The sequence below is a fragment of the Clostridium sp. YIM B02500 genome (assembly GCF_022324665.1).
Lineage (GTDB): Bacteria > Bacillota > Clostridia > Clostridiales > Clostridiaceae > Clostridium > Clostridium beijerinckii.
In genome coordinates, this window is record NZ_JAKGTE010000013.1 from 112,125 (window position 1) to 134,513 (window position 22,389).

At 28.7% G+C, this 22,389-nt stretch carries 22 protein-coding genes; 17 read left to right on the forward strand and 5 right to left on the reverse strand.

Annotated elements, in window-relative coordinates:
- The first annotated feature begins 68 nt into the window (after positions 1–68).
- From mngB to L1S46_RS12935, 6 genes are all read left to right on the forward strand, one after another.
- Positions 69–2,741 carry a mannosylglycerate hydrolase gene (gene mngB / locus L1S46_RS12910; RefSeq protein WP_238900211.1) on the forward strand — a complete coding sequence of 891 codons (2,673 nt, stop codon included), beginning with the start codon at positions 69–71 and terminating at the stop codon, positions 2,739–2,741.
- 142 nt (positions 2,742–2,883) lie between these two features.
- Complete coding sequence (locus L1S46_RS12915) at positions 2,884–3,762, forward strand: ROK family protein (protein ID WP_238900212.1); 879 nt, start codon at positions 2,884–2,886, stop codon at positions 3,760–3,762.
- Between the two features lie 711 nt (positions 3,763–4,473).
- On the forward strand, positions 4,474–5,844 hold the full coding sequence (locus L1S46_RS12920; protein WP_238900213.1) for an FAD-binding oxidoreductase: 1,371 nt from the start codon (positions 4,474–4,476) through the stop codon (positions 5,842–5,844).
- Between the two features lie 430 nt (positions 5,845–6,274).
- Positions 6,275–10,192, forward strand: a complete 3,918-nt coding sequence (locus L1S46_RS12925) for an acyl-CoA dehydratase activase (RefSeq protein ID WP_238900214.1) — start codon at positions 6,275–6,277, stop codon at positions 10,190–10,192.
- A 313-nt stretch (positions 10,193–10,505) separates the two neighbouring features.
- On the forward strand, positions 10,506–10,844 hold the full coding sequence (locus L1S46_RS12930; protein ID WP_012059922.1) for a cupin domain-containing protein: 339 nt from the start codon (positions 10,506–10,508) through the stop codon (positions 10,842–10,844).
- 4 nt (positions 10,845–10,848) lie between these two features.
- Positions 10,849–11,184, forward strand: coding sequence for a cupin (locus tag L1S46_RS12935; RefSeq protein WP_012059921.1), 336 nt, complete (start codon positions 10,849–10,851; stop codon positions 11,182–11,184).
- 499 nt (positions 11,185–11,683) lie between these two features.
- Here the strand turns inward: L1S46_RS12935 and L1S46_RS12940 are convergent, their stop codons facing one another.
- The gene (locus L1S46_RS12940; protein WP_012059920.1) at positions 11,684–12,100 is read right to left on the reverse strand and encodes a hemerythrin family protein; all 417 of its coding nucleotides are present in this window, start codon (positions 12,098–12,100) and stop codon (positions 11,684–11,686) included.
- A gap of 487 nt (positions 12,101–12,587) precedes the next feature.
- On the opposite strand from L1S46_RS12940, the gene L1S46_RS12945 reads away from it, so the two are divergent.
- From L1S46_RS12945 to L1S46_RS12980, 8 genes are all read left to right on the forward strand, one after another.
- On the forward strand, positions 12,588–13,199 hold the full coding sequence (locus L1S46_RS12945; protein WP_238900215.1) for a class I SAM-dependent methyltransferase: 612 nt from the start codon (positions 12,588–12,590) through the stop codon (positions 13,197–13,199).
- 48 nt (positions 13,200–13,247) lie between these two features.
- A complete protein-coding gene (locus L1S46_RS12950) occupies positions 13,248–13,412 on the forward strand; it encodes a hypothetical protein (protein ID WP_238900216.1) in 165 nt (54 codons plus the stop codon).
- Between the two features lie 11 nt (positions 13,413–13,423).
- Positions 13,424–13,633 (forward strand): hypothetical protein, encoded by a 210-nt coding sequence (locus L1S46_RS12955; protein ID WP_238900217.1) that lies wholly within the window; start codon positions 13,424–13,426, stop codon positions 13,631–13,633.
- A gap of 1 nt (position 13,634) precedes the next feature.
- Positions 13,635–14,102 carry a VOC family protein gene (locus L1S46_RS12960; RefSeq protein ID WP_077308439.1) on the forward strand — a complete coding sequence of 156 codons (468 nt, stop codon included), beginning with the start codon at positions 13,635–13,637 and terminating at the stop codon, positions 14,100–14,102.
- A 139-nt stretch (positions 14,103–14,241) separates the two neighbouring features.
- Positions 14,242–14,763 (forward strand): ClbS/DfsB family four-helix bundle protein, encoded by a 522-nt coding sequence (locus L1S46_RS12965; RefSeq protein ID WP_238900218.1) that lies wholly within the window; start codon positions 14,242–14,244, stop codon positions 14,761–14,763.
- A 200-nt stretch (positions 14,764–14,963) separates the two neighbouring features.
- Positions 14,964–16,043 carry a helix-turn-helix transcriptional regulator gene (locus tag L1S46_RS12970; RefSeq protein ID WP_238900219.1) on the forward strand — a complete coding sequence of 360 codons (1,080 nt, stop codon included), beginning with the start codon at positions 14,964–14,966 and terminating at the stop codon, positions 16,041–16,043.
- Positions 16,044–16,194: 151 nt separating this feature from the next.
- Positions 16,195–16,515 (forward strand): hypothetical protein, encoded by a 321-nt coding sequence (locus L1S46_RS12975; RefSeq protein WP_238900220.1) that lies wholly within the window; start codon positions 16,195–16,197, stop codon positions 16,513–16,515.
- Positions 16,516–16,612: 97 nt separating this feature from the next.
- Entirely contained in the window at positions 16,613–16,915 is a 303-nt protein-coding gene (locus L1S46_RS12980) for a DUF5316 domain-containing protein (RefSeq protein WP_238900221.1), read from the forward strand.
- A 57-nt stretch (positions 16,916–16,972) separates the two neighbouring features.
- Here the strand turns inward: L1S46_RS12980 and L1S46_RS12985 are convergent, their stop codons facing one another.
- From L1S46_RS12985 to L1S46_RS13000, 4 genes are all read right to left on the reverse strand, one after another.
- A complete protein-coding gene (locus tag L1S46_RS12985) occupies positions 16,973–17,293 on the reverse strand; it encodes a hypothetical protein (RefSeq protein WP_171787759.1) in 321 nt (106 codons plus the stop codon).
- A 401-nt stretch (positions 17,294–17,694) separates the two neighbouring features.
- Positions 17,695–17,925 (reverse strand): hypothetical protein, encoded by a 231-nt coding sequence (locus L1S46_RS12990; RefSeq protein ID WP_236887846.1) that lies wholly within the window; start codon positions 17,923–17,925, stop codon positions 17,695–17,697.
- A gap of 515 nt (positions 17,926–18,440) precedes the next feature.
- A complete protein-coding gene (locus L1S46_RS12995; RefSeq protein WP_012059909.1) occupies positions 18,441–18,662 on the reverse strand; it encodes a BhlA/UviB family holin-like peptide in 222 nt (73 codons plus the stop codon).
- A 4-nt stretch (positions 18,663–18,666) separates the two neighbouring features.
- Entirely contained in the window at positions 18,667–19,200 is a 534-nt protein-coding gene (locus L1S46_RS13000) for an RNA polymerase subunit sigma-24 (protein WP_238900222.1), read from the reverse strand.
- Positions 19,201–19,783: 583 nt separating this feature from the next.
- Here L1S46_RS13000 and L1S46_RS13005 point away from each other — a divergent pair.
- From L1S46_RS13005 to L1S46_RS13015, 3 genes are all read left to right on the forward strand, one after another.
- Entirely contained in the window at positions 19,784–20,431 is a 648-nt protein-coding gene (locus L1S46_RS13005; protein WP_238900223.1) for a hypothetical protein, read from the forward strand.
- Between the two features lie 267 nt (positions 20,432–20,698).
- Positions 20,699–21,361: an HAD family hydrolase gene (locus L1S46_RS13010; protein ID WP_238900224.1), complete on the forward strand. Its 663-nt coding sequence runs from the start codon at positions 20,699–20,701 to the stop codon at positions 21,359–21,361.
- Between the two features lie 128 nt (positions 21,362–21,489).
- Positions 21,490–21,972 (forward strand): MarR family transcriptional regulator, encoded by a 483-nt coding sequence (locus tag L1S46_RS13015; protein WP_238900225.1) that lies wholly within the window; start codon positions 21,490–21,492, stop codon positions 21,970–21,972.
- Positions 21,973–22,389: the final 417 nt, after the last annotated feature.

Here is a 22,389-nt window from a genome sequence, read left to right on the forward strand (position 1 = left end):
CAAATTAAACGCTAAAATAATTTATATTAGTTGGAAATTTGAGAGAGCCTCACTTTATAGGAGGAATTATGAAAAACAAAGTACATGTTGTACCACATAGCCATTGGGATAGGGAGTGGTATTTTACAACTTCAAGATCAAAGATATACTTAATGAAAGATTTCAAAGACGTTTTAGATACATTAGAAAATAATAAAAATTTTAAATATTTTATGATTGATGCACAAGCATCTTTGTTAGATGACTATTTAAAATGGGTTCCAGAAGATAAAGAGAGAATAAAGTCTTTAGTTAAAAAAGGAAAATTAATAATCGGACCTTGGTATACTCAAACAGATCAACTTGTTATATCAGGTGAATCAATAGTTAGAAATTTATATTACGGAATTGAAAGGTGTAAAGAATTTGGAGATTATATGAAAGTTGGATATGTTCCGGATTCTTTTGGTCAATCAGCTCAAATGCCACAGATTTATAGTAGCTTTGGAATAAAAGACTCACTATTTTGGAGAGGCGTTTCTGATGATATGGTAGATTCAACAGAGTTCAACTGGAAGGGCTCTGATGGAACTGTAGCTTTTGCTGTACAAATTCCTTTTGGGTACTATTGTGGTGGAAATATTCCAGAAGAGGAAGGTGATTTAAAGAAATATTTAGATGAGCAGATAGGAAAGCTAAAAGAAAAAGCGAGTACTAATAATGTATATCTGCCAAATGGTTTTGACCAAGCTCCAATAAGAATTAATCTTCCAGAAATATTAGAAAAAGCAAATTCTATAGATAAAGATAATGAATATATTATAAGCAATATTGAAAATTATATTGCAAGCGTTAAGGCAGAAAGAAGTGATTTTAAAGAACTTGAAGGGGAATTTGTTAATGGGAAACATATGAGAATTCATAAATCAATTTTTTCATCAAGATCTGATTTAAAGATGATGAATAATCATCTGGAAAACTACATAGTAAATGTGGTGGAACCAATATTAACTATGAGCTATTCGCTAGGAAATGAATATCCTCATACAACTATGAAAGACATATGGAAGCTAATGTTTGAAAATGCAGCTCATGACAGCATTGGAGCATGTAATAGTGATACGACTAATGAAGATGTTTATATGAGATATAAACAAGCAAGAGATTTATCAACAAATTTATTAGATCTTCATATGAGATTAATATCAACTAAGATTAAAAATAATAATGAAGAAATTACACTAACATTATTTAATGCATATCCTAAAAATAGAACAGAAGTAATTGAATTTGAAGTTTTTATACCGGAAGAAGATTTTATAATTAAAAATAGGGAAGGAAAAGAACTTAAATACGTTATAAAGTCTAAGGAAGATATAACTGATTATGTTTTAATGCAGACTATAAGATTGAATCCAAGCAAAAAGATTTATATGCCAGATAAGGTATATAGGGCTAAAATAGCACTTAAGGCTGAAGATATACCAGCTGTAGGATATACACAAGTTGTATTTGAGTTAAACAAGAAAAACAACCTTTCAGTTAAGGCCGAGCTAGGGGATACAATAGAAAATAAGTATTATAAAATTTCTGCAAATGAAGATGGTTCTATTGATATTTTAGATAAGAGTTCTAACAGGCTTTATTCAAAGCAAGCTGTTCTTGAGGAAAATGGAGATGATGGAGATTCTTATAACTATTCTCCACCAAGAAAGGATTTAATAGTATCTTCTTTAGCATTTAAATCAGAAACTAAGGTATTGAAATCTGAAATACAAGAAGAATTAATAATAAGATATTGTATGAAGGTTCCAGCTTCTTTAGAAGAAAGAGCAGGTGGAAATGCTTCTGTAGATATGCCTGTAGAAATGAAAATCTTATTAGACAATGATAAAAATATGATAAGCTTTAAAGTTGATATAGATAATGTAGCCTTATCTCATAGAGTTAGAGTATTATTTAATACTGAAATTGCTTCAAAATTATCAATTGCAGATCAGCAATTTGGAATAATAAGCAGAAAAACTGTATTAGAAGAAGATATAAAGCTTTGGGAAGCAAATCAAGATCAATGGCAGGAAAAACCTATAACAATAGAACCAATGCAAAGCTTCGTAACATTAGAAAATGGGGAAAGAGGATTAGCTGTAATAACTGAAGGTGTTAGAGAATATCAAATAGTTGGAGAGAAATTCGATACCATAGCTTTAACTTTATTTAGAAGTTTTGGTTATATGGGAAGAGAAAATTTACTTTATAGACCAGGTAGAGCTTCAGGAGAAAAGATTGTAGAAACCCCAAATGCACAGTTATTAGGAAAGCTGGAATTTGATTTTGGTGTTCACATTTATAATGAGGAATTTGATAAAGCTCATATTGCCAATGCGGCAAAAAGATTCTTAACTCCAATTCAAGTATATGAATATGCTGATTTCCTAAATGGAAGAATGATATTTGCCTTTAGAGATGAAGAACAAATATATGAAAATAGTTACAGCTTATTTGAATTTGAAAATGAGAATTTTGCTTTAAGCTCAATAAAGAAAGAGGAAAATGGTACAGGATTAGTTATTAGAATATTTAATCCAATGAAGAGTGAAGTTACAAAAGGAAAAATAACATTTAACAAGAAAGATAAAGATGCTTATTATGCAATGCTTGATGAAAGTTACTTAGAGAAAAGTAAAATTTCAATAGAAGATAGAAGCATTAATCCTAAGCCATTAAGCCATTGTAAAGTACAGACTATAGTAATTAAATAACAATTTTAAATAAGCATATTTTGACTTGTTACTTTATTTTACATGACTTAGGAAAATTAAAAGGTTGAATAAAATATATTCAACCTTTTAGCATAATAAGGAATGTAAAATTTCAGTAGTTATTAGTGAGGAGGAGATAGTTTTGTCTTATTCAATTGGAATTGATATTGGAGGAACAAATTTAAGAGTTGCTATTGTTTCTAAGGAAGGAAAAATAATAGAAAATTATAAAACCGAAAATGAAGTTGTAAAAGGAGCATCATATAATTTAGATAAGCTAGTTAATCACATTAAAACAGTATGGAAGGATTATGAAATAGAAAAAGTTGGAGTTGGAGCACCAGGGCCATTAGATTTAAATATAGGAAGAATAATTAATCCTCCAAACTTAAAAGGGTGGGAAAACTTTGATATAGCAGAGTATTTGAAGAAAAAATTAAAGATGTGTGTTAAAGTGAACAATGATGCAAATGTAGCAGGTTTTGCAGAAAGTTTATTCGGAAATGCTAAAGGATGCTCATCTGTATTTTATATAACTGTTTCAACTGGAGTTGGAGGCGCACTGATTATGGATGGAAAAATAATAAATGGAGCTCATAGCCAAGCAGCTGAAATACACAATATGATTATAAATGAAGATTCATACAGTCATTCTGGATTAAATAAAGGAGGCTTAGAAGGGCAATGTAGTGGAGTTAATATAGCAAGAATAGCTTCTGAGATTTATGGAAGAAAAATAAGAACTAAGGAAGTATTTGAATACTATGACAATAAGGATGAAAGAGCCGTTGAAATAATAAATAATTGGATAAATAATATTTCTATAGGAATTGCAAATATCATTACAGTAATAGATCCAGAGGTTATAGTTATTGGAGGCGCTGTATTAATATATAATCCATATTTATTGTCTAAAATTATTGAGTGTGTTAAAACTAAAGTTTCAAATACTAATGTGATAGATATACGAATAGCTAAAATGGGCGATGATGCAGGTCTAATTGGGGCAGCAATGTTATAAAAATAATAAGGAATATTCAAACAGTAAAGTCGCATAGTATAGATTTAATAGATGTGTTATGTTCAGTATTTGAGTCATTTATTAGTGATAAAATCTCAGATTTTAATTCATCAGTATATTATAGAAGTAAAGAATATTTGAAGTATTCTTATTTAGAAGGTAAGTTATTGGTATAATAAAAAAATACAAATCGTGCAAATAATAATTAGTGAAGTTCAAAGGTTATGCTTCATCTCCACCAAACAAATCCTCGACAATACGAGTGTGGTATTGTCGAGGATTTATTATTATCTAGAAAATTATATAGCTGGAAAATCATGTGGCATTGTGCTTCGTGAGGGTGATTAATTATGAGAAGGGCTTATTCGGAAAGTTGCCTTTTAAAAGAGAATAAAAAAAGAAAATATATTTACTTGGCGGAGAATAAAAAAACTAATCTTATATCAGGATGAGTATGAAAAAATCACATGTTGAATTACATATCAATGAAAAGTGTATACTCTTTTTTGTGAAAAAGTATAGGGGAAAATATGAGCGTACTTGTCTTTTTGATTCATAGTAGTTTAATCAAAAACCTATATTATTATGTTAGATGCAAAGTTAAAAGATGGTACTAATTTTATAAATGTTCATATTATAAAATATAACAAGCTTTGTGTAAAAAATCACATTGTTTTTATATAAAGCAAATTTACAAAAGAGGGTGACTATATGAAATGCAAAACAAAATTAACTGGAAAGGTAGTCCGTCCAAATGATCCTGAATATAGGGAAGCACGAATGAACTGGAATCCGTTCACCAACGCGTTTCCTAGTGTATTTGTTTTTGCAAAGAATAATAAGGATGTAGAAAATGCAGTCAAGTGGGCTCGTGAGAATGATGTACCAATTAGAATGCGAAGCGGCAGGCATGCTCTAGCAAAAGATTTTTCACAAACAAATGGTGGAATTGTAATAGATACTGGTCTAATGAAAAGAGTAAAGGTAGATAAAGCAAATTTAATTGCCACAGTTGAAGCGGGAATACGCGTTGGTTCTCTTGTGAGGATGCTAGCACAGGAAGGTTTCCTTGCTCCTTTTGGAGATAGTTCTACTGTTGGTATAGGCGGAATAAGTACTGGTGGAGGAATTACAGCTATACAACGAACAGCAGGAGTGATTTCAGATAATATTCTAGCTGCCACTATAGTTAATGCTGATGGTGAGATTATGCACGTTAGCGAAAAGGAAAATCCAGATTTACTATGGGCTATTCGTGGAGGTGGAGGAGGTAACTTCGGTATTATAACCTCATACACATTTAGAATACGTCGTGCTCCTGCTGAAGTTGGGATATTCCAAATAATTTGGCCTTGGGAGCAATTAGATGAAGTTATTGATGCATGGCAAAGGTGGTCTCCATTTGTAGATGTAAGACTTGGTACTATATTGGAGATATATTCTAAAACAAATGGTCTTCTCCGTTCACAGGGATTATTCCTTGGGACTAAAGCAGAACTGAAGAAATTAATAAGACCTTTGATAGAAGTAGGATGTCCTTTAAAGGTAGTTATTGATGGGGTTACACTAAGTGAGGCAATAGATTTCTGGGCTCCAAATGAACCTTTCTTCGATGAACAGAAGAGTACGTGGTCATCTGCCTGGGTTGAGCAAACTCTACCTGAAGAAGGAATTGAAGCAATAAGAAGCTTCTTAGAAAAAGCAAAAGGAAGCGAATCTAATTTCTTTTTCCTTAACTCTGGAGGTGTTATGAATAGTGTAAATCCAAAGGATACAGCCTTTTTCTGGCGAAATACTAAATATTATTTGGAATGGGATGCTTCATGGATTGAAAAAGGTGAAGCACGAGAGAATATTATGCTTGTTGAGAAGACACGTGCAAGATTGCAGCCATATATAACAGGATCATATGTAAATGTACCAGATTTATGTATAAAAGATTACGGTCATGAATATTATGGTGATAATTTTGCTAGACTTAGGAGAATTAAAGCTAAATATGATCCGGAAAATGTTTTTAACTTCATACAGAGTATTCCACCAGCTCGTAATTGTGATTATGATAATAGAAATGAAAGATAGTGGCATAATCTATTGTTGTAGCTAACTATTGATTAATTTGTATAATTTATTTTTAGTCGTAACTAAAAATATGAAATTAAAAATCGCACATTCCTGTAATTTTTGTTTAATTGATGAAAAGATTGAGCAATACTTCAGATTGAAAGATATAGTGTAAACTTTATTTTTAATAACGGATGGATCATAAGATAATTAGATTGTATCCTATAGAATAGACGATAAAAAAGTCAACGCTATAGGGTATTTTAGTTTATAAAATCCTCAATCATTTGGACTTCAGAAGCACATGAAATATTTAAATTATCTAAATCTGACATTAGACTACTCATAAATTTCTTTTAAAGCGTATCATATGATACGGAGTCTAGCGTGAAAGTGTAATATAATACTTATAAGAAGTAAATGAGAATGAATTTCAAAGGAGGGTGTTATGAATAAGTTAGGAATAGATATTGGTTATTCAACTCTTAAGTATGTTTACTTAGATAGTAATGATAATTTAATTGAAAGTAATTATATATTCCATAAAGGAAATATTAATAAATATTATGGTGAGTTAATTGAGAAGATTAAAGTAATTAATAAAGAATCAAATATGGTTATTGGAGTAACAGGAAGTTTATCATCAAGAATTAATTTAGATAAAAAATATCATATCAATAATAGTATTTCTCTTATTGAAGGAGCTTTATTTAAAAATAAGAATGTTAAATCTATTATTGAACTTGGTGCACAAGAAACAAAATATATTACAGATATAGACGTTAAAAATGTAAAATTCTTTATGAATACAAGCTGTGCAGCTGGTACAGGTTCTTTTTTAGAAGAGCAGGCTTCAAGATTATCTATAGATATAAAAGATATATCAGCCTACACAGAAAAAGCTACAGAAATTCCAAGAATAGCTGGAAGATGCAGCGTTTTTTCAAAGACTGACATGATACATCATATGCAGGATGGGGTAAAAGTAGAGGATATATTGCAAGGATTATGCCATGCACTTGTAAGAAATTATAAAGCAAATGTTCTTCAGAAAAATAAGCTTAATAAACCAATCATGCTTTCTGGTGGGGGAATACATAACAAAGGAGTAGTTAAAGCTCTAAAGGATGTATTAAAGTTAGAAGACGAAGACATTATAATTGAAGAAAACTTTGAGTTGCTTACATGTTTTGGAGCCTGCAAGATAGCAGAAGAAAAAGGATTAATTATAGATGTAAATAAACTTAGCTCTTCTGAAAAATTAATTATAGAAAAGCCTAAAAATAGCTTATTTGAAAAATTAGATAAATTCGGAGTAAATGATGGTTTAAATAAACATAATTGTATAAACAATACTTTAAAAGAAGGTTACTTGGGCGTTGATATTGGATCAACAAGTATCAATTTTGTTGTTATTGATGAAGCTAACAACGTGATTGATTATATTTATACAAAAACTAATGGAAAACCAAAAGAAGTTGTTATTGAGTATTTTGATATATTAAAGGAAAGATTAGGACAAGATTTTAAATTCAAAGGAATAGGTACAACTGGTTCTGGTAGAGAGCTTATTGGAAAATTAATTAATGCGGATTTAATTGTAAATGAGATTACAGCTCAAGCAGAAGGTGCGATAAATGTATGTAGTGATGTTGATACCATATTTGAAATTGGTGGTCAGGACTCAAAATATATATGTATAGAAAATAAATTAGTAAAAGACTTTGAAATGAATAAGATATGTGCAGCTGGAACAGGAGCGTTCATAGAAGAGCAGATTAAGAAACTTGGAATAAGTATTGGTGAATTTGGAAAGATTGCTTTAGAAGGCGATAGTCCTTGCAATTTAGGCGATAGATGTACTGTTTTTATTGAAGGAAACATAGGTAAAGCAATAGGAGAAGGAGAAAGTATTGAAAATATTTCAGCTGGCCTCGCTTATTCTATAGTAAAAAATTATTTAAACAGAGTTGTTGGAAACAGACCTATTGGAAATAAAATATTCCTTCAAGGTGGAATTGCTCATAATCAAGCAGTAGTGAATGCATTTAGGGCTTTACTTAATAAAGAAATTATCGTTCCGGAATTCTTTAGTGTTACAGGTGCTTTGGGAACAGCAGTTTTAACAAAGGAAAGTATAAAGAATAACGAGAAAGATAAAAAACAAAATAACAGTATAGATTATTCAAATAAAGGTGAAAGATTCTTTTTAGACGGATATATAACAAATAAAGATGCTGATAAAAAAACAATAGGGATACCAAGAGTATTATTTCTTAATAAAATGTTCCCAATGTTTAATGAGATATTTAAAAAATTAGGCTATAATGTTTTACTTTCAGATGCAACTAATGAAGATATAATAGGCCTTAGCCAAGAATATTCTTTTGAAGAAACATGTTTTCCTGTTAAATTAATAAATGGACATGTAGCATGGCTTTTAGAGAAAAAGGTTGATTATATATTTTTGCCACATTTATATACTATGAAGCATGCAGGTTCAGATGTGAGAGAAGATTACGCATGTGTGTATATGCAGACTTCACCAAAGATAATTGAAAGCGTGTTTAACTTAGTAGAAAAAAATATAAAGTTAATATCACCAACGTTATCATTTAATTTTGGTAAACAATATATGATTAAAACTTTATTAAGCATAGGAAAAGATCTTGGGAAAAATAAAATAGAAACAGCTACAGCGGTAATGTCTGGGATGAAAAAGTTCATGGATTATGAAAAAAATCTTGAATCACTTGGATCTGATGTTTTAAAGAATATAGATAAAGATGAAAAAGTATTTGTAATGATAAGCAGAGTATATAACATAGTTGATCCAGCATTAAACATGGGCATAGAAAATGAATTGAAAAAGCGTGGATATAAAGTACTTCATTTAACTCACCTTGAAGCTTCTGAGATGAATATAGGAGAAGAATATTCTAATATGTATTGGCCTTTTGGACAGCACATAATAACTGGAGCAAAAATTATAAGAAATCATAAAAATTTATATCCAATATATATTACTAACCATGGATGCGGACCAGATACAATTCTTACCCATTATTTTAAGAAGGAAATGGGAAGCAAGCCTTATTTGCATATAGAAGTAGATGAACACTCTTCAAAAGTTGGAGTAATTACAAGGGTAGAGGCATTTATAAATTCGATTAAAAATTGTGATAATAATGGCCCTTTAGAAAATAAAGTTGAAGAGGCAACTGAAGACAATTTGAGTAAAAAACTTGGAATGGTTAATGAAGTTAAATTTGATAATAAACTTCAAAACTCTAAGAATGAAATAGAAACTGAAAATGAAGTGATAATTCCATATATGTATCCATATAGCAATATACTAAAAGCTTTCTTAGAAAGAAAAAATACAAAGGTTACAATATTAGAACCTGTAAGTGAAAGCACAATTGAAATTGGAAAGCAATTTTCAAGAGGAAAAGAATATTTCTCACTAACTGGTTTAATATCAGAAGTCATAAGTAAAGTTAAAGAAAGTGAAAAAGAATATACATTATATCTTCCTACAGATGAAGGAAGTGAAACCTTTGGGCAGTATGGGAAGCTTATACAATATAAAGCCTTAGAATGTGGCAGAAAACTAAATCTCGAAGCGCCATTTATAGAAGATTACTTAGGAGATAAAGATTTTGGTCTAGAATTCTTTAAAGCATTGGTAATAGGCGATCTAATTAATAGATTACATGAAGATAAAAAAGAAACATCCTTAGATGATTTAATTAAAGCAATAAAAAATAATAATATATCAGACTCATATTTTGATGAAAAATTAGAAATCCTAAATAGTGAGATATTAAAAGAAAATAAAAAGAAACTGCTTATAGTTGGAGAATCTTTGGTAGTGCATAAAGATTATTTAAATAATAATCTCATAAAAAGGCTAATGGAAGATTATGATGTTGTAAAGCAGCCCTTTGCAGAAGAATTATATATGATATATAAAGATTTTAGCAATAAAAGAAATAAGACCAACAAACCATATTTAAAATTAGTAGATGAAGCCAAGAAGATTATTAATAAAGTTAATTTGATTCTAGAAGAAAAATCTCCATTTAATAAGGATATTGATAGTCTTAATGAAATACTAAAAGATAAGCTTCCAAATTATGCAGGAGGAAGCGGAAGATATAGATTTGCTAAATTGCTAACAGCAGAAAATGTTGATGGGATTATTGTTGTAAGCTCAATGTATGAAAATACGGCTACAATATTAAAAATACTGAGAGAAAAATATAAAGAAGAAATAAATACTCCTGTATTAGATCTATATTTTGATAGCAATATAAACAAAAATAATGAAGAACTAATAGAAACATTTACAGCTTATCTGTAGATAAACTAAATGAATCTTAGAGTTATGCATATAATCACCGAAATAACAGGGATTCTGTTATTTCGGTTTCTAGAGAATTTCACTGTGGATTTCTAACAGTATAAGTTGTACCAATTTCTGCATGCTCCTTTGACAAGCAAATGACAAGCAAATGACAAGCAAAAATAGAACAACTTGTACTGAAGAAATCCTACAGCAAAATTCTCAATGAAACACTGCACAAAAGAATCCCTATTATTTCTAGTATGGCTATATATAAATCAATGGAGAGATGTTGTTTACCTACATATAAAAATGAAAAGGAGAATGTAATATGCAAGAATTAATTAAGAATATAGAAAAATCAAAGGCAATAGATTTTGACAGCTTAGTAAGCTGCAAAGAAGGTCAAATAGAAACTGTTACAATGGCTCAAAAGAAAGGTGTAGGACTTACTGCATTAGCTTTTGGAAAAGGTGAAGGCGTTGGGCCTCATGCAGCTAAAGGTGATGCTATGATTGTTATTCAGGAAGGAGTAGCTACTGTAAAGATAGGTGATGAAGTAATGGAAGCTCATAAAGGGCAAGTGGTAGTTATGCCTGCAAATATTCAGCATCAAGTAACTGCAAAAGAAGATATGAAGATGCTATTAATAGTAGTGAAAGAGGATTAAGCTTATGAAATATTTAAGAAACATCAAACCATTTGAACCAATAAAAATGAAAGATATGATAAGTCATTCAGGAAATACAATAGCAAGTAAGGCCCTAGTAGATAATGAAAAACATGAAGTTAGATTCTTTTCATATGCAAAGGGAGAAAGCATAGATAAGGAATATTATCAAATGGAATCATTATTTATTGTAATAGAAGGAGAAGCTAAAGTTGTTTACAATGAAAATGACGAATCAGTAATAAGCGAAGGTGATATTTTTGCATTAGAAGCTGATATCCAATATGGAATGGAAGCATTAACAGATGTAAAGTTATTGAACATATTAATAAAAGAATAATTTATATAAAAGATTATAGATAACCCAGCTAAGACCTGAACTTATGCATATAACTCATTTCTGGTTGGAAGATATTTCATAGTGTAAGTAGAGTTTATGATTGTGTTATCTATATGAATTAAAAAAGCAAGGCTAGATTTTAGTCTTGCTTTTTAATATTTAAATAGTTCCTTAAAAATTAACAGAACGAAGGAGAATGTAGAACAACTGGTGTAAATTGAATATTTGATATTTTATATTTTGGGTGTGCCCGTATAGGCACGTGCTATAATCGGTGAAATTTTGCAATGGGGACTGATAATGTCAACTATTAACTTTAATGGAGATATGCCATAATATATTTAAAGTTAGGAGCTAAAATTATTATAAGAATTGAACAAGAAATGTTGCAAACTAATACAAGATATATAGAAACTACCCCTGTGCCGTGAAACACGGTGCAGGGGTAATTATTTGAAGAAGTAAAAAACCAAGCCAATGGTTGAGCTAAATCATCTTGCTATAACATAACTTCAGTAGCAGATGAGGAGTTCTCGTTTAAAAATGCATATGTATATTTATGTAAGCCAATTATGTAATTTTTACTCCACTTCATTATTTCCTTCTGCATTAGAGGCGTAAATAATGATGAAATTCCTGGATTTTCAAATGAATATCTTAATTTTCTTATTTCCATATTAAGTTTTCTGTGACACATCTTAAGTTCAGAACAATTGTATTTTGTTTGAGTTATTTCTTCATCAAAATTATTATTTGCATAATATTCAACAGAGTCTAAAGCTTTTAAAATTTCATTACTATCCTTTTCTTTTTCTAAAGCATAAAGAAGTTTATTAACTCGATTAAATAATTCTTTATGCTTATTGTCAATAGCATCAAACTCCATAGAAAAACTAGTATTAAAATTAAAATTCATAAAAACACACCCCTCATAAATTAATATTTTTATATTTATTTACCTATAATTTAAAATTCTCAAAAAATTGAATAGTTCCTTCTTTCTAAAGAATATATTTTAATTTGAATTTCAACAAAATACATCAATATAAATCATAAAGTATTCATTGTTATGATTGGATTTTATATATTTTTGATTGTTATGGATATATTGTGTCAAAGAATGTAATAAATTTAATTGGAGTCTATTAAAAATATATATTGTAATTAAGTTTCTAAATTTTAGTTTCAATCGAACATCTGGTTTGCTAAAGATTTAAGTAAAAAAATATAATTTCATATTTCAGCACATAGACTTAAACTTAATAAAATTTAAGTAATTTATAATTGTAATATATGTTATTATTTAGTTATAATGTCAGAATATCTTAGGAGAAATAAAAGGCTGTAGCAATACTAAATTTAGGTGATTTATAAAATGTTTTTAATAGAAAGGACAAGGTAAAATGAATGAAATATTTAGGCAAATACCATTGTATAGGTTTATCATGTTCTGTAATGAAACAAATATGGATAAGGTGGTTCTAGATTGTGGTGCAGGAGGGAATTGTCCACCGTTAAGCTTATTTTCAGAATATGGATATAAAACACATGGAATAGAATTTGATATTAATCAATTAAAAGAGGCTAATATGTATGCAGATGAAAAAAATCAAGATTTAAATATTGAACAAGGAGATATGAGAAATTTAAAATTTGAAGATGAAACATTTAGCTTTGTTTATTCGTATAATTCGGTATTTCACATGAGAAAAGAAGATGTTTTAAAATCAATAAATGAAATGAAACGTGTATTAAAGCCTAGAGGCTTACTTTTTGTGAATTTTCTTACGACAAAGGATTCTCGTTATGGAACAGGTTTAGCTATTGGTGAAAATCAATATGAGCAAATGGAGAGAAACACTACTGTAATACATTCATATTTTGAGGAATGTGAGCCAGATACATATTTTGAAGATATGGAAATATTGCATAAAGAAATTAGGGTATTAGAAAGAATGGATGAAGGTGAAAAAATAAGACAAGGATTTGTTGATTATATTGCTAAGAAAATATAGTTTGGGTTAATATTCTCAAGAAAATAAGAAATGAGGGGGAGTTTAGTTATGAAGGATTTTGAAAGTATACTTAAATATTATAAGGAAGAATTGAAATGGAATCCGCCATTTGCTGATGCACTTTCTAAATATTCGCCAGATGGGTTAAGTGGATATTTGGCAATGCGTGAATCAATTGAAATGGACATCTTCCTAAAAAAACAAGGGAATTAATTTTTACTATATTGGATAGTTTAGATGATGAAGTAAGTGGAGCAAAGGCACATGCTGTTGCAGCTGTAGAAGCAGGTTTAACTATGGAAGAATTAGTAGAAGCATATGTAATTGTAACTATTGTTAAGGGAATAAATGTACTTTGCAAAACAGGAACTCAGGCAATTAAAGCAGCGGAGGAAAGGTTAGAAGAGATAAAGCTAGCTAAAGGAGAGGAATAAAATGAAGTTTTCAAATCCAATGATAGTTGTTTCTAATATGGAGAAATCAAAGAAATTTTATTATGAAGTACTTGGGTTAGAGGTTGTTGTTGACTTTGGAGCAAATGTAACTTTGACTGGTGGTATTGCATTACAAACAAAAGATACTTGGTTATCATTTATATGCAAACAGAATGATGAAATTGCTTTTGGTGGAAATGCAGCGGAATTATATTTTGAGGAAGATGATTTTGACAGCTTTATTCAAAAGCTTAACACTCTCTCAGATATTAATTATGTACATCCTATGGTAGAACATTCTTGGGGGCAGCGTGTTGTTAGGTTTTATGATCCTGATAAGCATATTATCGAAGTTGGAGAAAATATAGTCATGGTTGTAAAAGGATTCTTAAATAGTGGTCTATCCATAGAAGAAACGGCTATTAGGATGGATGTATCAGTTGATTATATAGAGTCTTGTTTAAAATAGATGTAAAAATAACAATGTTATGATCTTAGATGGGTACAGGAAAAGGTTTAGAAATTCTAATATTCATTAAACTTAATTAATATGACATGATGCTGTCAAGTTTTATGCTGTATTATTATACAAAATAGGAGGTGTAGTTATGGAGCAATATGCGGATAAAGAAACTTTCATAAATGAAATAAAAAAGACAGCAACACTTTTTATAAAAGAATTTGATGATGTAGCAGAAAATGATAAAAATCTTATTATAGAAGGAGTCGATAGAGCCCCTGGACAAATCATTGCATACCAACTTGGGTGGATGCAGCAGCTTAAAAGTTGGGAAAGTGATGAATTGGCTGGAAAGGAAGTAATAACACCAGATAAAGATTTTAAGTGGAATCAACTAGGAAAGCTATATGAAAGATTTTATGCTAAATATAATGACTATTCGTTATCAGAGTTAAAGGAAATATTTATTTCAAATGTAGAGGATATTATTTTATGGATAAAAGGTTTTGATGAGGATCAGTTATTTAATCTAGGAGGCAGAAAGTGGGCAGAGTCAACACCATCTAATTGGCCAGTTTGGAAATGGATTCATATAAATACTGTTGCACCTTTTAAATCTTTTCGAAGCAAAATTAGAAAGTGGAAAAAACTTCGTGCAGCACAGGTATAATCCATTAAGTAAGTACTGCATAGTAATTATTAATAGAATTTATACTTGAAATCTGTATATTTTTAAATAAATTTAAGTTGAATATCATTCAAGTTTTCTTAATTTAAATGTGAATTAGCCTCTATTGTTTGTTATAAAAGGTAAACTTATAATAAATTTATCAAAAGGCATTTTGAAGCCTAAATATCGGAGGTATAGAATTGAACGAATTAAATATAGGGGAAACAATTTTAAAGTTAAGAAAAGAGAGAAAATTGACTCAAGAAGAGTTAGCTCTTATGATCGGAATTTCAGCAGGAGCAGTAAGTAAGTGGGAAAATGGAAATTCAATGCCTGATATTTCAATATTAGCACCTTTAGCCAGAGCTCTAAACACATCTATTGATACATTATTATCATTTCATAAAGAACTTTCTGAAGAAGAAGTTAATAATATAAAATCAAAACTTACAAAACTATTTCTTCATGAGGGGTATGCAGTTGGTGAGAAAGAATGTAAAAGGTACCTAAGTGAATATCCAAACAGTATTTGTTTAAAAGTCGAAGTTGCAGGTTTGCTTAACACATACCTTATGATGTCTGAGGATGATTCGGAAGAGTTTATAAAAGCAAAAAGACAAGAAGCTTTGGATCTGTTTAATAAGGTAGCTGAAAGTAAAGATCCTAAATATATGCAAATAGCTGTATTTTTCATTGCTCATATTAATATGATTTTGGGAAATTATGAAGAAAGCGAAAGAGCACTCAATGAGCTTCCCAAAAGCTTGGATCCAGTAACTCTATATCCAATTATTCTTGAAAAACAGGGAAAGAAAGAAGAAATTCAAAAATTTTGCAGCAACAAATTATTGAATTATCTAAATAATAGTATCCTTATGCTAATTATAATGGCAAAGACATCAAAGAAAGAAAAAGATTATGAAAAGGCAATACTTTATTTAGATGCGTGCCATAAGATTCAGAATATGTTTCATATTGGATTAGGTTCAGCTGCATATAAATATGTTGAATTATATATTGAAATTGGAGATAAAGAAGCTGCTGCCAAATGGTTTAAAACCTATATTGAAGAAGTAATTTCTATGGGATATGACTACAGCAGCAATCCTTATTTTAATAAAGTTGAACTAGAAATAAAACCTGAAGAACAAAAAATAATTAGAAAGAAAATGCTTAAATCAATTATTGACAATGAAGAATTCAAGGTCTTAACTGGAATTAAAGAGTACGATATGGCTATTAAAGAAATTGAAAAAGCCATTCTTAGCAGCTTTCAATAGGATTATATTAGATTTTGGTGAGGATTCACATAAGTTCGATTTTCATTGCTTTTCGGAATCAAAATATTTATGATTTCGGTGAGGTATACGCATAAGTATATATTATAGTTGGGTTATCTGTAATAGAACATTTTTATTAGGGGGATTTGAGATGAATTGGCTTGGTATATTACCAATTTTAATTGGAGTAATCTATTTAATATATTCTATTTGGTGCAAAGATAAAATTACTTACTACAATAGAAGATTTGTAAGAAAAACAGCAATGACAATTATAAAACCAAGAGAATTTTTCAGGATGCAATTAAAGTTTGCAATATTAAATTCAGTGTATCTTATTATAGCTGGAATAGTAATAATAATTTTTAATGTTTCTAATATTTTTGTTATATTATCAATTGGAGGATTTCATTTTGTGAATCTTGTATTAGTAATACAAAGTAAAATGAAAGGTTATACCTACTATGAATAATGCATAATTAGCAAGTATATTAAAACGTAATTATAATGATTACAATATAAGGGTTTACCCTTAATAAGCATGTGAGAATTCTTGAGGAGGAGAAGTTTTGAAAGTATCATTTACTATTGGTTTAATTATTGCGATGGTTGCATATATAGCAGGATTTTTACTGAATGATTATAATATAACATTAAAAATATCTGGTTTTTTAAGTGCTTTTTGTATTGTTATATGTGGAATTTTAAATGGTTCCTTTATTAGTGGCGATAAATACTTAGCTAATTACCTAAGTGAAGGGAAAAATGATAAAAATAGAAGGACAAAAATAGTGAATTATTTATTGATTATATTAATGCCTAATATTGTTGTGTGTATAATAGTATTAATGCTTATAAGTTTCCGTCATTAAGATATAAAATTATAAATAAATTTTAAGATAAGAAAAAGACACTATCTCTAGTGCCTTTTAGTAAAAGGTAACACTTGAATTACCAACGACTATGATTAAGGAACCATAATCAAATGGCTTTAAAGTGTGTTCAGTGGATTCGGCTTCTAACTTTACCATTTCCTTCATGGAATAATCAGAATCAAGTATAAATATAATAGCCTTGCCGCTAGGAGAATCAATTTTAACCGTCATAGGAGTACTTATTAATAAATTTGAATCTCTTGCATTATAAATTCCTTGAGAAAGAGTTTTACCAGATTGACTATAAGCGCTGGTTGTTAATGATGTAAATAATACTAATAAGAAAGCAAATAATGCTGTACGAAATCTCTTCATTAAAAATCATCCACCTTTCTTAATTAAACGGTATAATTAATTGATTTATTTTATTATGTGAAAAGTTAATATATATATTCAGAATAGATATTTATTTAATAAAACAAAAATAAGCCCTTGAAAATAAGGGCTTATTCTGGTGGTTCACTTTTAATGAAATTAAATTACTACTATCTTACGAGAGTAGTATATGCGTTTCGTAAAAAAATATTCAAAACTATAATATTGTAAATAATTGTTAGGTTAAATAAATAATAAAAAAGAGATAGCAGGGTAATCTAAAATGCTATCTCTTTACCATAGTTGAAAGTTAATACTTCAATGATAATTATTTGCATAAGTTAAATGAAATATTCACCAATATTAAAATTTTTTCATAGAGTGGATTTAATAAGTTTTATTTATTCCCCATTAAAGTTAATATTAAAATTTAATGAATTAATATAATCCTCGATTTTACTTTTTGAATTAAGACTTATTTTATATGAAACAGTAAAAACTTTTTCTAAAAAGGTATAATATATCTTTACAATGAAAACCTCATTTTTTTCTTCTATAAAGTCAAGGCTTCTTATATCTATATATTCAATAAATTTATTTCCAATAAAAATTCCATCTTCAAGAAAATACATTTTAGATACAACTTTGTCATATAAAAATAGACATAAAATAATAATAAATATAAGAATACAATTACTTAACAATAAGTACAAAGAAAAGCTTTCTGCAATATTTCTTATTATAAGAAATACAATAAAGATATACATAAAATATGAGTGTTTATTAGAGCATAAATGTGAATCAATTACTAAATTAGCTTTTTTATCTCCAACTAACCTACGGTAGGATTGGATATAATTTATCATAAAAATTAATGAAATGCAGAAAAAAACAAGGAATAGAAGAATATCTAAATATTTAAATATTAAAATCATAAATCACCTCAATCTAAGTCTATTTAAATTATATTATACATAAATATATGACAAAAATAAACATAATAGCATTATGCTTACACGAAAATAAAAGTATATAATCAATAAAGTTTAAAGATTATATACTTTTATTTTATATTATTAAACACTTTTTAATGCACATCTCAAAGAAATAACTGGATTATATATTAAGGAAATCTGAAAAATAAAGCTTAATTAATCTTAATTTTGATTTCATTTAAAGCTGAATTCATAGAATCTAAAAGATTTAATTTATCAGTAAGCTCCTTAATTATTTCCTGATAGTTTTTTTCTCTTTCTTCCTGCTTTAAGTCTCTGGTTTCCTGTGCTTTTAATATGTATACTATAAGCACACAACTAAGTAATGTCCAGATTCCTTGAGTCATAGCAACCTTTATAAGATCATCATACATAATATCATCCCTCCATATATAACTGAGTTTTTAGTAGATTTAAAGAAACTCTTTTAGCTGTATTTACAGATTGTCTAGATATTTTAAGAATTTTACCAATTTCAATATCTGAAAGCTGCAGATAGAATTTATAATAAACAATTTGTTTTTGTCTAGGTTTTAATGATGAAATTAAATCATTGAAGAATACATCTGAATAATCATTAGAATTATTTTCATTAAATGATTCTAATGATTCATCATCACAATTAAAGGTGAGGAGATTATTATCACGATTGACTTTATATGATAATCTAATTGCTTGATTTCTAAGACATCTTTTTATATACATTGAAGCATCTGCGCCAGAAACAAATTTATCAAAATTTATCTTTGTAATTAATTCATAAAGAAATATGATAAGGTCTGTTTCAGCTTCGGGATATTTTAGTTTATAGATTAGGTATTTTATCTTTGAATTAAAATAAGATAAGATTTCCATAAAATTATTTTTATTTTTCTGAAAAATTATAAGTTTTTCTAATAAGTCTATATCCATATTCTAACCTCCAAGCGATTTATTTAGGCTTGCTTATTTCCTATTAAATAAAGCTAATGTCATGACATATATTAATTTTAACGGTTATATTGATAAAATGAAACTGGCGATATCATAGAAACTGAATTATATTATGAGATAGTATATATGAGACTTATGTTTTCATCTGTTATCTTAAATTTGCTAAAAAGATTATCTGTAATAATGATAAAATAGTTGAAATTCAAAAAATAATATCAGATATTGAACTAGATGAATTTTCATTAATCTTTCTAGTTTACTATAATAAGTTTATAGTCAGTTAAATAACTGCTATAGACTTAACTGATTATGCGGCTAAAAAGAAAATACCTTATCATAAAGTTATTAGAAAGAAAAATGTTGACCTAAAGATAGAATTGTGGAGAGATAAAAATAACCTGCAAAGATTCTGAAGGTTATTTCTATAATGTACACTTTATAATATTATTACAAAAGCGCATTTACAATTTAGAGTAAATATAAAAATTGTAAGCCGTGTATGTTTATGTTAAAATATGTTCGTATTAAAATACAACAAGTTAATCCAATAAGGAGAATAAAATTGAAAAAGATAAAAATTATTTTATCAGTAGCAGCTATATTAGTAACATTAAGTGGTTGTGGAAATCAAAAACCACAAAATAATGCTAACCAAACCAATAATGATACAACTACTGAGGCTACTACAGATACTAGTGATAATACTACTAGTAACAGTGATTCAAAAAATACAGATAATAATACTGAAACAAATAATACTGCTAGCTCATCTACTGATAGCAAAGATACAAATATTGCAGTGGAGAAAAACAATAATAGCACGAATAATAATTCTAGTTCACAAAACAATGATAAAGAAACTAGTAATGATGAAAAATCATTTTATGGTAATTGGGAAATCAAAAAAGTAGCAGGATATGGAAAGGTATCTGTTGGTGAAAAAACATCACTAATAGGTTTAAAGATTAGTTTGTCCAATAACTTAGCGACCTTTGGTAATGAATCTTATAATAATCCACAATATAAGATGATAAACAAAACTCAAAATAATATGGCGAGTGAGTATAAGACCAATCTTTCAAAAATAGGTGTTAGTACTGATTCTATTATGCAATTAAATGTATCAGATAAAATAACTTTATTCATCAAGGACAATAATACTTTACTTTATTTTGATGAAGGTGTATTTTATGAGGTTAAAAGAGAATAATAAAATATAAAGATAAAAGAGGTAATCTGCAAAAATGTAAATTACCTCTTTTATCTTTGTATATATTTTTCAATAATAAATCTACATTTAAAATTCTAGTGAGCCAAGTGATGAGTTAAGGCCAAAATCCCTATCTATTTGAGTTTGTAAACTTTGTTTATATATGTTTTTTCAATGTATAATTCTATTTCTAATTGCTTTTTGTTATAATTAACTAACAATAAGTTGTAAATAAAAATTTATATGTTTTTTAAGGAGATACTATTTATGAAGAAATATGATACAGTTATATTTGATTTGGATGGAACGCTTCTTGACACGCTTGAAGATCTTGCTGATAGTGTGAATTTTGCATTAGTAAAATATAATTTTCCATCTAGAAAAAAGGAAGAAGTTAGAAGCTTTGTAGGAAACGGAGTTGGGCGTTTAATGGAGCTTTCTGTACCTGATGGCTTAAATAATCCTTATTATAAAGAATGTCTTGCAGATTTTCGAAGTCATTATTCAAAAAATATGCAAAATAAAACTAAGGCATATGAAGGAATTATGGAGATTTTAGATGTTTTATCAAAAGAAAATTATAAACTTGCAATTGTTTCTAATAAATTTGATGCAGCAGTAAAAGAGCTTAATAAGATTTATTTTGAAGAATATATAAAAGTTGCAATTGGAGAAAGTTCAAATATTGCTAAAAAGCCAGCCCCTGATACAGTAATTAAAGCTTTAAAGGAATTAAATTCCACTACTGATAAAGCTATATATGTTGGCGATTCAGAAGTAGATGTAAAAACAGCTAGAAATTCTGGAGTTGAATGTATAGGCGTAACTTGGGGATTTAGAGATAGAGAGCTTCTAAAGGAAAAAGGTGCGGATTACATCATAGACAAGCCATGTGAGTTGCTAGAGATAATTGGTGATTCTGAGAACTAAGAATCTAATTTTAAGAGTAACTTTTTACGTATAGTTCAATTTCTTACAATAATATTTTAATATTGTTGAAATGGAAACAAAAGAGTAATATAATATTGTTAATGCGTTAAAAAGTGGGAGGATAGGCCATGAACAAACAAGAACAGGTCTTAATGGATTTTAGGAAAGTATTTAATAAGATGGCTTGGCTTAATAAACTTAAGATGGAAGATAGTCTTAAGGGATATAACCCATCAGAAGTACATTACATTGAATGTATTGGAAGAAACGTAGAGTCCAACGTGACAAAACTTGCAGAGTCTCTTTATATGACTAGGGGAGCTATAAGTAAAATGACAAAGAAGCTTATACAAAGAGGCATTATAGAAAGCTATCAGAAGCCAGATAATAAGAAAGAAATCTATTTCAAGCTAACTGAACAAGGGCAAAGAGTTTATGATGTCCATGAAAAGCTGCACAAAGAGTTTCAAGATCGAGATAAAGTCGTATTTGAGCAAGTGACTGATGAACAATTTGACGCTATGCTTGGCTTCATAGAAAAATATAGCAGACATTTGGACTCAGAAATAAATAAACTTGGAATAGATACTAAGTATGATAAATCTGAATAATTAAAATAAAACGATAAGCAGCCTAATTCCATTTGGAATGGGCTGTATTTTTATTTCTTTCAATATAGATAAACAGACTTATGGGATACTACACCGAAATGAATAATATACTTTTGTTCCAGTTTCTAGGCAATTCTGATGGGTGATTCTAAGGCTATAAAGTTGTACCCAAAGTGCTAGCCTCGAAGAGCAAGCTCCGAACTAGCACATTTGGAACAACTTATAGCCAAAGAATCACATCCATCAAAATTGCCAACGAAACATTCCACAAAAGTACATTACTCATTTCTGGTTGGAAGATATTTTATAGTCTAAGTATAGTTTATAATTGTGTTATCTACATATATAGATATCCAAACTTAGAAATACACTTATGCATAGCATAGCTATTTTTACACAAACTAGTACTAGTTAATT